The organism is Microbacterium aquilitoris (assembly GCF_031932285.1).
GTDB lineage: Bacteria > Actinomycetota > Actinomycetes > Actinomycetales > Microbacteriaceae > Microbacterium > Microbacterium aquilitoris.
The window spans coordinates 1385852-1397464 of record NZ_JAUZVT010000001.1; the positions used below are offsets into that span (position 1 = coordinate 1385852).

Annotated in this window: 11 protein-coding genes; all 11 read left to right on the forward strand. The window is 69.6% G+C overall.

Going from position 1 to position 11613, the window contains the following annotated elements; all coding sequences use genetic code 11:
* Positions 1-208 precede the first annotated feature (208 nt).
* Positions 209-1258 carry an N-acetyl-gamma-glutamyl-phosphate reductase gene (gene argC, locus Q9S78_RS06750; protein ID WP_311869633.1) on the forward strand — a complete coding sequence of 350 codons (1050 nt, stop codon included), beginning with the start codon at positions 209-211 and terminating at the stop codon, positions 1256-1258.
* Positions 1255-2412, forward strand: a complete 1158-nt coding sequence (gene argJ / locus Q9S78_RS06755; protein ID WP_116228430.1) for a bifunctional glutamate N-acetyltransferase/amino-acid acetyltransferase ArgJ — start codon at positions 1255-1257, stop codon at positions 2410-2412. The genes argC and argJ overlap by 4 nt, the downstream gene beginning before the upstream one ends.
* Positions 2409-3308, forward strand: a complete 900-nt coding sequence (argB, locus tag Q9S78_RS06760) for an acetylglutamate kinase (protein WP_018187244.1) — start codon at positions 2409-2411, stop codon at positions 3306-3308. The genes argJ and argB overlap by 4 nt, the downstream gene beginning before the upstream one ends.
* A complete protein-coding gene (locus tag Q9S78_RS06765; RefSeq protein ID WP_311869636.1) occupies positions 3305-4549 on the forward strand; it encodes an acetylornithine transaminase in 1245 nt (414 codons plus the stop codon). Before argB ends, Q9S78_RS06765 begins: the two co-directional genes overlap by 4 nt.
* Positions 4546-5469, forward strand: coding sequence for an ornithine carbamoyltransferase (gene argF, locus Q9S78_RS06770; protein WP_311869639.1), 924 nt, complete (start codon positions 4546-4548; stop codon positions 5467-5469). Before Q9S78_RS06765 ends, argF begins: the two co-directional genes overlap by 4 nt.
* Positions 5448-6572: a DUF418 domain-containing protein gene (locus Q9S78_RS06775; protein ID WP_311869640.1), complete on the forward strand. Its 1125-nt coding sequence runs from the start codon at positions 5448-5450 to the stop codon at positions 6570-6572. Before argF ends, Q9S78_RS06775 begins: the two co-directional genes overlap by 22 nt.
* Entirely contained in the window at positions 6569-7999 is a 1431-nt protein-coding gene (argH, locus tag Q9S78_RS06780) for an argininosuccinate lyase (RefSeq protein ID WP_311859534.1), read from the forward strand. The genes Q9S78_RS06775 and argH overlap by 4 nt, the downstream gene beginning before the upstream one ends.
* A gap of 79 nt (positions 8000-8078) precedes the next feature.
* Entirely contained in the window at positions 8079-8720 is a 642-nt protein-coding gene (locus Q9S78_RS06785; RefSeq protein ID WP_020098325.1) for a SatD family protein, read from the forward strand.
* Positions 8717-9412 carry a hypothetical protein gene (locus tag Q9S78_RS06790; RefSeq protein WP_311869643.1) on the forward strand — a complete coding sequence of 232 codons (696 nt, stop codon included), beginning with the start codon at positions 8717-8719 and terminating at the stop codon, positions 9410-9412. Before Q9S78_RS06785 ends, Q9S78_RS06790 begins: the two co-directional genes overlap by 4 nt.
* A gap of 39 nt (positions 9413-9451) precedes the next feature.
* Positions 9452-9802 carry a VOC family protein gene (locus tag Q9S78_RS06795; RefSeq protein ID WP_231370949.1) on the forward strand — a complete coding sequence of 117 codons (351 nt, stop codon included), beginning with the start codon at positions 9452-9454 and terminating at the stop codon, positions 9800-9802.
* Positions 9803-9834: 32 nt separating this feature from the next.
* Positions 9835-11148 carry a tyrosine--tRNA ligase gene (gene tyrS, locus Q9S78_RS06800; RefSeq protein WP_020098327.1) on the forward strand — a complete coding sequence of 438 codons (1314 nt, stop codon included), beginning with the start codon at positions 9835-9837 and terminating at the stop codon, positions 11146-11148.
* Positions 11149-11613 lie beyond the last annotated feature (465 nt).

The following is an 11613-nucleotide window of genomic DNA, read 5'->3' on the forward strand; positions in this document are numbered from 1 at the left end:
GCTCGATTTGCGACGACGGATGCCGCGGCGCTACCGTCGCGGTATGTCCTCGCCCGCGACCCTCACCGTCTCGACGGTGGTCCGCGCGCGTCGACGTCTGGGCGACCGCCGACGCTAGGCGACCCCTCCCGCTCTCCGCGCACGGCGGATCGAGCCGCAGGTGTCGCCGTCTTCGGCCCCGCTCACTCCAGACAATAAGGTTGAATCCATGACCTTCTCGGTCGCCGTCTCCGGCGCTTCCGGCTATGCGGGTGGAGAGATCCTCCGCCTCCTCGCGTCGCATCCCGACGCCGAGATCCGCACCGTCACGGCGCACTCCAACGCCGGACAGCCCCTCATCGACCACCAGCCGCACCTCCGGTCGCTCGCGCACCTGACGCTGCAGGACACGACCCCCGACATCCTGGCCGGTCACGACGTCGTCTTCCTCGCCCTGCCGCACGGTCAGTCCGCGCAGTACACCGACATGCTCGAGGGCGTTCCTCTCGTCATCGATGCCGGGGCGGACCACCGGCTCACCGACCCCGCCGCGTGGGACGCGTTCTACGGGGGTGCGTTCTCCGAGCCGTGGGCTTACGGGGTCCCCGAACTCCCCACCGGAACCGCGAAGCAGCGCGACGCCCTCCTCGGCGCGCGGCGCATCGCGGCGCCCGGGTGCAACGCCTCCACCGTCTCCCTGAGCCTCGCCCCCGGTGTCGCCGCCGGCGTCATCGACCCGGGCGACATCGTGACGGTGCTCGCCGTCGGACCCTCGGGGGCGGGCAAGAGCCTCGAGACGAACCTCCTCGCGTCCGAGATCCTCGGCACCGCCAACCCGTACGCGGTCGGCGGCACGCACCGGCACATCCCCGAGATCCGGCAGGCGCTCGCCGCCGCCGCTCCGGCCGAGACGGACATCCGCATCTCGTTCACGCCGGTCCTCGTCCCCATGGCCCGCGGCATCCTCGCCACCTCGACGGCCCCCATCGCTCCCGGTGTCACCGACACGCAGATCCGGGGCGCGTGGGAATCGGCGTACGCCGACGAGCCGTTCGTGCACCTCCTGCCCGAGGGCTCGTTCCCGCGGACGGCCGACGTGCTGGGCGCCAACACGGCGCTCCTCGGACTCGCGATCGACCGGGCCGCCGGACGCGTCGTCGTCGTCGCCGCCGTGGACAACCTCGTGAAGGGCACCGCCGGTGCCGCGATCCAATCGATGAACATCGCCCTCGGTCTCACCGAGACGACGGGCCTGAGCGTGAACGGGGTGGCACCGTGAGCGTCACGGCAGCACAGGGATTCGAGGCGGCCGGCGTCGCCGCAGGCCTCAAGTCGACGGGCGCGAACGACGTCGCCGTCGTCGTGAACCGCGGGCCCAAGAAGGTCGGTGCGGCCGTCTTCACGACCAACCGCGCCAAGGCCAACCCGATCCTGTGGTCGCAGCAGGTCATCGGGGACGGCGTGGTCGAGGCGATCGTCCTCAACTCCGGGGGAGCGAACTGCTTCACCGGGACCTTCGGGTTCCAGACGACGCACCAGACCGCCGAGAAGGCCGCCGAGCTCCTCGGGATCGGCGCAGGTGACGTGCTCGTCTGCTCGACCGGTCTCATCGGCACCGGTGACGAGGTCTTCCGCGGAAAGGTCCTCGACGGTGTCGCGAAGGGTGTCGCCGCCCTCTCCGCCGACGGGGGAGACGCGGCATCCCTCGCCATCATGACCACCGATTCCCGTCCCAAGCGCGCCGTCGTCTCGCAGGACGGCTGGACGATCGGCGGCATGGCCAAGGGCGCCGGCATGCTCGCCCCGGGCCTGGCGACGATGCTCGTCGTCATCACGACCGACGCCGACCTGGATGCCGCGGCCGCCGACGCCGCGCTCCGCGAGGCCACGCGGGTCAGCTTCGACCGGCTCGACTCCGACGGGTGCATGTCGACGAACGACCAGGTGACGCTCCTCGCGAGCGGAGCCAGCGGCATCCGTCCCGAGCCGGCCGCGTTCGCGCTGGCCCTCACCGAGCTCTGCCTCGACCTCGCCGCGCAGCTGCAGGGGGATGCCGAGGGTGCGAGCCACGACATCACGATCGAGGTCGTCGGCGCCGAGAACGAGCAGGATGCCGTCACGGTCGGCCGCTCGATCGCGCGCAACAACCTCTTCAAGGCCGCCATCTTCGGCAACGACCCCAACTGGGGGCGCGTGCTGGCGGCGATCGGGACGACGGATGCCGCCTTCGACCCCTACGACGTCGACGTGTCGTTCAACGGGGTCCGGGTCTGCACGGCCGGCGGTCCCGACCGCCCCCGCGAGGAGGTCGACCTGACTCCGCGCGCGACGCACATCCTCGTCGATCTGCGGGTCGGCCGGGCCGCGGCGACGATCCTCACCAACGACCTCACGCACGACTACGTCCACGAGAACAGCGCCTACTCGTCATGACCGATATCCAGCAGACCACGCCCGAAGAGGCCGCCGGCAAGGCCGCGGTCCTCGTCGAATCCCTGCCCTGGCTCCAGCGCTTCCGCGATCAGATCGTCGTCATCAAGTACGGCGGCAACGCGATGGTCAGCGAGGAGTTGCAGGCCGCCTTCGCCGAGGACATCGCGTACCTCCACCACGTCGGGGTGAAGCCCGTCGTCGTGCACGGCGGTGGACCGCAGATCTCGACCATGCTCGACCGCCTCGCGATCCCCAGCGAGTTCAAGGGCGGCTACCGCGTCACGAGCACCGAGGCGATCGGGGTCGTCCGCATGGTCCTCGCGGGGCAGATCAACCCGCAGCTCGTGTCGCGCATCAACGCGCACGGATCGTTCGCGACCGGGATGTCGGGGGAGGACGCCGGACTCTTCCGGGGCCGCCGTCGCGGTGTCGTCGTCGACGGAGCCGAGCACGACCTCGGGCACGTGGGCGACGTCGTCGGCGTCGACCCGACGGCGATCCTCGATCACCTCGCCGCTGATCGGGTGCCGGTCGTCTCGTCGATCGCGCCGGACGTCGATCAGCCCGGCAGCTCCCTGAACGTCAACGCGGATGCCGCAGCTGCCGCGCTCGCCGTCGCTCTCGGCGCGGTCAAGCTCGTCATCCTCACCGACGTCGCCGGCCTCTACGCCGACTGGCCCAACCGCGACTCGCTGGTCTCGCACCTGACGGCGACCGAGCTCCGCGCCCTGGTGCCGAGCCTCGAGTCGGGGATGATCCCCAAGATGCAGGCCTGCCTCGACGCGGTCGACGGCGGCGTCGACCGTGCGGCGATCATCGACGGGCGCCAGCCGCACTCGGTGCTCGTCGAACTCTTCACACAACGCGGTATCGGAACAGAGGTGGTGGCGGGATGACCGCGCAGATGACGGTGAGCTGGAAGGACGATGCGGCACGCGACCTCGTCCTCAACTCGGGGGACCGGTTCGCCCTGCTCGTCCGCGGCGAAGGCGCACACCTGTGGGACGACGAGGGCACCCGCTACCTCGATTTCCTCGGCGGCATCGCGGTCATCTCCCTGGGCCATGCCCACCCCGTGTTCGTGCAGGCCGTCGCCGAACAGGCGGCGACCCTCGGCCACGTCTCGAACTACTTCGCCACGCCGCCCCAGCTCGGTCTCGCGGCTCGGCTGAAGCGACTCGCCGGCACGGGGGACTCCGGCCGGGTCTACTTCGGCAACTCCGGTGCCGAGGCCAACGAAGCGGCCTTCAAGCTCGCGCGCCTGCACGGCGGCACCGATCGCCCTCGCATCCTCGCGCTGAAGAACGCCTTCCACGGGCGCACGATGGGAACGCTCGCCCTGACCGGCAAGCCCGCCATGCAGCAGCCGTTCGAGCCCATGGTCCCTGGAGTCGAGTTCCTCGACTCGACGATCGAGGCGCTCGAAGAGGCCATCGACGACCGCGTCGCTGCGCTGTTCGTCGAGCCGATCAAGGGTGAGGCGGGGGTGCTCGAGCTGCCCGAGGGCTACCTCGCCGCCGCGCGGCAGATCACCCGTCGCCATGGCGCGCTGCTGATCGTCGACGAGATCCAGACCGGCGCCGGGCGCACCGGCGCGTGGTTCGCATTCCAGCACACCGGCATCACCCCGGATGCGATCACCGTCGCCAAGGGCATCGGCAACGGCATCCCGATCGGCGCCCTGATCACCTTCGGTGCCGCGAGTGAGCTCTTCTACCCCGGCACGCACGGATCCACATTCGGGGGCAACCCGCTCGCGACGGCCGTGGCGTCTGCGGTCCTCGACGAGATCGAGAACGCCGGCCTCGTCGAGGCGGCGACCGAGCGCGGCCGCCAGGTCCGCGACGCGGTCGGCGCGATCGGCTCCCCTCTGGTGGAGGGATGCCGCGGCCAGGGGCTGCTGATCGGTGTCGCGCTCCGGCATCCCGTCGCCGGAGCCGTCGTCGCCGCTGCCCAGCAGCACGGCCTGATCGTCAACGCCGCCAACGACTCGACGATCCGTCTCGCTCCGGCCCTCACGATCGGCGACGTCGAGATCGACGAGTTCCAGACCCTGTTCGCCCGGGCCCTCGCCACCGTCGAGGACGCCCTCATGCTCGATGACACGACCCACGACACCTCGGAGGCCTCCGCATGACCCGCCACCTGCTGCGCGACGACGACCTGACCCCCGCCGAGCAGGCCGAGATCCTCGACCTCGCGCTCGAGTTGAAGGCCGACCGCTGGAAGGAGAAACCGCTCGCGGGTCCGCAGACCGTCGCCGTCATCTTCGACAAGTCCTCGACCCGGACGCGCGTGTCGTTCGCCGTCGGCATCGCAGACCTCGGCGGCTCGCCGCTCATCATCTCGACCGCGAACAGCCAGCTCGGCGGCAAGGAGACCCCCTCCGACACCGCCCGTGTGCTGGAGCGCCAGGTCGCCGCGATCGTCTGGCGCACCTACGCGCAGGCCGGGCTCGAGGAGATGGCGAAGGACACGCGCGTCCCCGTGGTCAACGCGCTGAGCGACGACTTCCACCCCTGCCAGCTGCTCGCCGACCTGCTCACGATCCGCGAGCACAAGGGCGAGCTGAAGGGTCTCACTCTCGCTTTCTTCGGGGACGGGCTCTCCAACATGGCCCACTCCTACGCGCTGGCGGGTGTCACCGCCGGGATGCACGTGCGCATCGCCTCGCCCGAGGACTACGCACCCCGCGAGGACGTCGTCGCCGACGCCGACCGCCGCGCCGCAGAGACGGGCGGGTCCCTCACCCTCTTCACCGATCCGAACGAGGCGGCCGCCGGTGCGGACATCATCGTGACCGACACGTGGGTGTCGATGGGGAAGGAAGAGGAGAAGACCGCGCGCCTGCGGGACCTGGGCTCCTACAAGGTGACGCAGGAGACGATGGCGCTCGCCCAGGAGGACGCCGTCTTCATCCACTGCCTCCCCGCAGACCGCGGATACGAAGTGGACGCGGACGTGATCGACGGACCGCAGAGCGTCGTCTGGGACGAGGCCGAGAACCGCCTGCACGCGCAGAAGGCGCTGCTGGTGTGGCTGTTGCGACAGCAGTGAGGGATGCCTGGCGGAGCTGGAACGGCCCCGCCAGGCTCCACGGCATCGACCTCGCCCGGGCGCTCGCCGTGTTCGGCATGCTCGCGGCGCATCTCCTGACGATCGAGCAGGACGTCGTGCTGTCCGACCCGTCGACGTGGATCGATCTCGTCAACGGGCGATCCTCGATCCTCTTCGCCGTCCTCGCGGGTGTCTCGATCGCGCTGATGACGGGTGGACGGATGCCGCACCGCGGCGGACTGTTGAGGGTCGACCGACGTCGACTCGCCGTCCGCGCGGGCGCCGTGTGGGCGGTGGGTCTGCTGCTCACGCAGACGGGCGTCCCGATCTACGTCATCCTGCAGGCGTACGGGATCCTGTTCCTCCTCGCCGTTCCGCTGCTCGCCTTCTCCGCTCGCGCGCTCTGGGCGATCGCGGCATCCGTGGCCCTGGCCGTGCCGTGGGTGCTGCCGCTCATCGACGGTCTGCCGGTATGGGGGTCCGACGCAGGTCGAACGCTCTTCTTCCTCACGGGGTGGGCCTACCCGTTCCCCCTCTGGATCGCCTTCGTGGTCGCCGGGATGGCGTTGGGGCGATCGGATCTCGGGAGCGCATCGATCCAGGTGACGATCCTGGCCTCGGGGGTCGCGGCGGTGGTCGTCGGGGGAGGCGTCTCGGCCGTCGCCGGGGCTGGCGGCGCCGCGCCGGGGTCCTACGAGGAGGCGGTCTTCTCCGCCGAGGCCCACAGCGGCGGCCTCGTGGAGGTCATCGCGTCAGGCGGCTTCGCGGTCGCGGTGATCGGCGCGTGTCTGCTGCTCTGCCGGACGCCGGTGACCTGGCTCGTGGCGCCGCTGCGTGCCGTCGGATCGATGCCCTTGACGGCGTACGTCGGTCAGGTCCTCGTATGGGCCCTCGTCGCTCTCGCCGTCTTCGGGGACACCACCGACCTCCGGGCGTTCCGTGACCTCGGTCTCTTCTGGTGGTTCTGCCTGGGCGCCGTGCTCCTCTGCTCCGCGTGGGCGGCGACCCTCGGCCAGGGCCCGCTCGAGCGGGCGCTCGCGTCGCTGTCGCGCCGCCTGGTGCCTCGGGAGGAGCCACCCGGCGCCGATAGGGTGGTCTCGTGAGCGAGAGCAAGAGCGAGGCGACGAATCAGGGTGCACTGTGGGGCGGGCGGTTCGCGACGGGCCCCTCTCCGGAGCTCGTCGCGCTGAGCCGTTCCACGCACTTCGACTGGTCGCTCGCCGAATACGATCTCGCCGGTTCGCACGCGCATGCGCGCGCACTCGCGTCCGCCGGATACCTCACGCCGGACGAGGAGGCTCGGATGCACGCGGGCCTCGACGCCCTGCGCGATGCCGTGCGCTCGGGCGACCTCGTCGCCGCCGAATCGGATGAGGACGTGCACGGCGCCCTCGAGGCGGCTCTGATCCGGGAGGTGGGCCCCGAACTCGGGGGCAAGCTCCGCGCAGGTCGCAGCCGCAACGACCAGATCGCCACGCTCGTGCGTCTGTATCTCCTCGATCACTCGCGGGTCATCGCGCGGGACCTGCTGAGGGTCATCGACGCGATCGTCGCGCAGGCCGAGGCGAACCCCACCGCGATCATGCCCGGACGCACGCATCTCCAGCACGCTCAGCCCGTCCTCCTCGCCCATCACCTGCAGGCGCACGCCTGGCCTCTCGTCCGCGACCTCGAGCGTCTTCGCGACTGGACCGCGCGGGCATCCGTCTCGCCGTACGGCGGGGGAGCGCTCGCGGGCGCGACGTTCGGTCTCGATGCGCAGGCGGTGGCGCAGGATCTGGGACTGGCTCGTCCGGCCGAGAACTCGATGGACGGCACGTCCGCACGCGACGTGGTCGCCGAGTTCGCCTTCGTGACCGCGATGATCGGGGTCGACATCTCGCGTTTCGCCGAGGACATCATCATCTGGAACACGCGGGAGTTCTCCTTCGTGCGTCTGGACGACGGCTTCTCGACGGGCTCGAGCATCATGCCGCAGAAGAAGAACCCCGACATCGCCGAACTCGCGCGAGGCAAGTCGGGTCGTCTCATCGGCAACCTCACGGGACTCCTCGCGACCCTGAAAGCTCTTCCGCTCGCGTACAACCGCGATCTGCAGGAGGACAAGGAGCCCGTCTTCGACTCGGTGACGACTCTCGAGGTCCTGCTCCCGGCGTTCGCGGGCATGATCGCGACGCTGCGGTTCCACACCGACCGCATGGTGGCCTCCGCGCCGGAGGGGTTCTCCCTCGCCACCGACGTGGCGGACTGGCTCGTCAAGCGGGGCGTTCCGTTCCGCGACGCCCACGAGATCTCAGGGGCACTGGTCCAGGCGTGCGAGCAGCGGGGGATCGGACTCGAGGAGGCGGATGACGCGCTCCTGACAGAGGTGTCGCCGCATCTCGATCCCGCAGTCCGTGACGTCCTGACCGTCGAGGGCTCGGTCGCGAGTCGCGACGGTGCGGGGGGAACCGCGCCCGTCCGGGTCGCCGAGCAGCGGGCGGATCTCGTCGCGCGGGCTCAGGAGCTCGCTCGGAGTCTGCAACTCTGACCCGATTGTTCTTATGCCTCGTCTCAAATAAGCAAAAAGCTTATTGATACCGAGTCATAACCGACGTAGTCTGCGGGGCATGACTTCTCGCGTCGCGGTGATCGCCGACATCGTCGGATCCCGTACCCTCGCCGACCGTGCCGGCGCGCAGCGAGCGATCATCGATACGTCGCGCCAGGTGCACGACGATCATCCCGTGGCCGAGTCCCCTCTCGCGCCGACGGTCGGCGACGAGTTCCAGGCGGTGTTCCCCGGACTCGCCGCCGCGTTGACGTCGCTGTTGCTGATCCAGCTGCATCTGCCGGAGGGCATCGGACTGCGATTCGGGCTGGGTGTCGGCGCCGTCGATCCCGTCGGCGGCGACATCACGGACGGGCCCGGCTGGTGGGCGGCCCGCGCGGCCATCGACGAGGCGCATCGGCTGCAAGACCGCGCCGTGCCGCACGCGCGCACGCGTGTCGCGGCAGCACAGGGGGAGGATGCCGCCATGGTCGAACGCATGGCACTCGCCAACGCCTACCTCCTCGCGAGGGACGAACTCGTCGCGTCGATGAGCGAGCGCGCTCGCCGCCTCACCTACGGCCGGTGCCTCGGTCGCACCCAGCGCGAGTTGGCGGATGCAGAGGGCATCACGCAGCCCGCCGTGTCTCAGGCTCTGGCGAGTGCGGGTTCGGCCGCTCTCGTCGCGGGCTTCGCCGACCTGCGCGAGGGCCTCGCATGATCGGCGCCGGGATCGTCCTCCTGGGCGTGGGTCTGGCGGATCTCATCCGACTCCACGCGCCGGCTCGCGGACGGGCAGCGTTCTTCGTCGTCGCCGTGCTCGCTGTGCTGATCGTGGCGTCGGGAGCGGATGCCGGTGTGTGGGCTTTCGTCGCTGCCGGGACCGCCGCGATGTGGATCCTCGCCACTCCGGGCTCCGCCGGCGGCCGTGCGGGGCTGTGGCCGCTCGTCGCGGTGGGACTCGTGACACTCGGCGCGGTCGCGTTCCAAGGGGTGCGCGAAGATCAGGGGCCTCTCGGCGAACTGTGGCCTGTCACGTCACCGCTCGGCGCCGTGAGCCTCGACGTCGGCGTGTTCGTGCTCGGCTCGCTCGTCTTCCTGACCGAGTCCGGCAACGTCGTCGTCCGGGCCGCCCTCCGGGGCGGGGAGGTCGCCCCCGATGCGCCCACCGCGCTCAAGGGCGGGCGTCTGATCGGTCCGCTCGAGCGCGTCCTCGTGTTCGCGCTGACGGTCACCGGCGCGTTCACGCTCCTGGCCGCCGTGCTCGCGGCGAAGGGGATCGTGCGCTTCCCCGAGATCTCACGAGACACCGACCTCGGCACGCGAGCGGAGTACTTCCTCATCGGCAGTCTCGTCAGCTGGGTCACTGCCCTCGGCGCGGCGATCCTCCTGTGGTGGGGCACCGCCGCCTGAGCCCTTGCCGCGGATGCCGGGGTCTGCTTGCCTCTGGTCATGGCGAAAATGGAACACTTCGAGATCCCGGTCGACGACATGCCGAGGGCCCAGGCCTTCTACAAGGACGTGCTCGGTTTCGACTACACCCCCTGGGGTGACGACATGGGGACGATCACGCAGCCCGACGGCGAGGGGACGAACGGCGATCTGCACGTGCGGGGCGTGCTGCCGCATCCCACCGTCGTCTTCACGGTCGACCGCATCGAAGACACCGTCGCGCTCGCGGTCGCCGCGGGCGGGGAGCAGATGGGCGAGATCCAGCCCCTCGATGAGCGTTCGCGGTGGGTGTACTTGCGGGACTCCGAGGGCAACATCATCGGCCTGTACGACGAGGTGTCGCCGGACTGATCGGCCGGAGCCCCGCTGATAGCCTGGAGGGCGTGTCTGAATCCGTATCGAGTGCCGAACTGACGGCTCTCGCGCCCGCCAACGACCCGTCCTTCGCGAATGTGTGGGACGAGATCGTCTGGCGTGGTCTCGTGCACGTGTCGACCGACGAAGCGTCGCTTCGCGAACTCCTCTCTGGAGCGCCGATCACGTACTACTGCGGCTTCGACCCGACCGCGCCCAGCCTGCACCTCGGCAACCTCGTGCAGCTGCTCCTGTTGCGGCGTCTGCAGCTCGCTGGACACAAACCGCTCGGGCTCGTGGGCGGGTCCACCGGTCTCATCGGCGATCCGCGGCCCACGGCGGAGCGGACGCTCAACACGCGCGAGACCGTCACCGAGTGGGTCGAGCGTCTGCGCGGCCAGGTCGAACGGTTCCTGAGCTTCGAGGGCGACAACGCCGCGCGACTGGTCAACAACCTCGACTGGACCGCTCCGATGAGCGCGATCGACTTCCTCCGCGAGGTCGGCAAGCACTACCGGGTCGGCACGATGTTGAAGAAGGATGCCGTCGCCGCACGACTCAACTCGGATGCGGGCATCAGCTACACCGAGTTCAGCTACCAGATCCTGCAGGGGATGGACTACCTCGAGTTGTACCGGCAGTACGGCTGCGTCCTGCAGACCGGCGGCAGCGACCAGTGGGGCAACCTGACGAGCGGTACGGATCTCATCCACCGCGTCGAGGGGACGTCCGTGCACGCCATCGGCACGCCGCTGATCACCAACAGCGACGGGACGAAGTTCGGCAAGAGCGAGGGCAACGCGGTATGGCTGGATGCCGACATGTGCAGCCCGTACCGGATGTACCAGTTCTGGCTCAACACGGATGATGCCGACGTCATCGCTCGCCTGAAGGTGTTCACGTTCCTGACGCGCGCCGACATCGAGGAGTACGAGCGCCTTGTCGCCGACGAACCCTTCCGGCGCGCGGCCCAGCGTCGTCTCGCGATGGAGGTGACTACGACGGTGCACGGGGTGGATGCCGCGACTGCGGTCGCCGCCGCTTCCGATGCGCTGTTCGGGCAGGGGGATCTCACCTCGCTCGACGCGCCCACGCTCCGCTCCGCGCTCGAGGAGTTGCCGCACGTGGCGACGGCCGGCGAGATCCCGGTCGTGCAAGCGCTTCTGGACACCGGTCTGGTCTCCAGTGCGAGTGAGGCGCGACGCGCGATCTCGCAGGGCGGTGTCTCCGTCGACGGTGTGAAGGTCGTCGACGAGGCACACGTCATCACGGGATCGCTGCCCGGCGGTGTCTCCGTCCTCCGACGCGGCAAGAAGACGATGGCCGGCGTGTTCGTCTCCTGACGACCGACGTCTCCCGAGGCCGCCCACCCCGACGAGGGAGGGCGGCCTCTCGCGTTCGCCCGGAAACACAGGCGACACGCCCGGGATGCGGGCCAGATTTGCCCGACTCCGGAGCGCCGCGTAACTTATTACTTGTTCGCCCCACAGGGAAGAGCGAGAGACTGAAAGGCCTCCCAGCCCCCTCAAGCGGAGAACCAAATCCATCCCAAACCTCTCCTAGAGAGAACAGGACCTCGTGGTCTAGGATGGGGACTCCACCTCGAAGCCCCGTGGTGATGAGCCCGACATGATCTTCTGATCGTTTCGTGCCGTCTCGTTCGGGAGTCGAGCGAAGAGTGTGACGTTGCCTCACTACGAAGCCCTGCGGGGTGGTGTGGGAGCATCCGATCCTTGAGAACTCAACAGCGTGCACTTGTCAAATGCCAAATAACCTCGACTTCAGCTTCGGCTGAGGTGAGATTCCTT

Bases quoted from the DNA above. Each gene is read 5' to 3' on its own strand.
- argC (WP_311869633.1), top strand. From the start codon at position 209: ATGACCTTCTCGGTCGCCGTCTCCGGCGCTTCCGGCTATGCGGGTGGA.
- argB (WP_018187244.1), top strand. From the start codon at position 2,409: ATGACCGATATCCAGCAGACCACGCCCGAAGAGGCCGCCGGCAAGGCC.
- Q9S78_RS06765 (WP_311869636.1), top strand. From the start codon at position 3,305: ATGACCGCGCAGATGACGGTGAGCTGGAAGGACGATGCGGCACGCGAC.
- argF (WP_311869639.1), top strand. From the start codon at position 4,546: ATGACCCGCCACCTGCTGCGCGACGACGACCTGACCCCCGCCGAGCAG.
- Q9S78_RS06785 (WP_020098325.1), top strand. From the start codon at position 8,079: ATGACTTCTCGCGTCGCGGTGATCGCCGACATCGTCGGATCCCGTACC.
- Q9S78_RS06790 (WP_311869643.1), top strand. From the start codon at position 8,717: ATGATCGGCGCCGGGATCGTCCTCCTGGGCGTGGGTCTGGCGGATCTC.
- Q9S78_RS06795 (WP_231370949.1), top strand. From the start codon at position 9,452: ATGGCGAAAATGGAACACTTCGAGATCCCGGTCGACGACATGCCGAGG.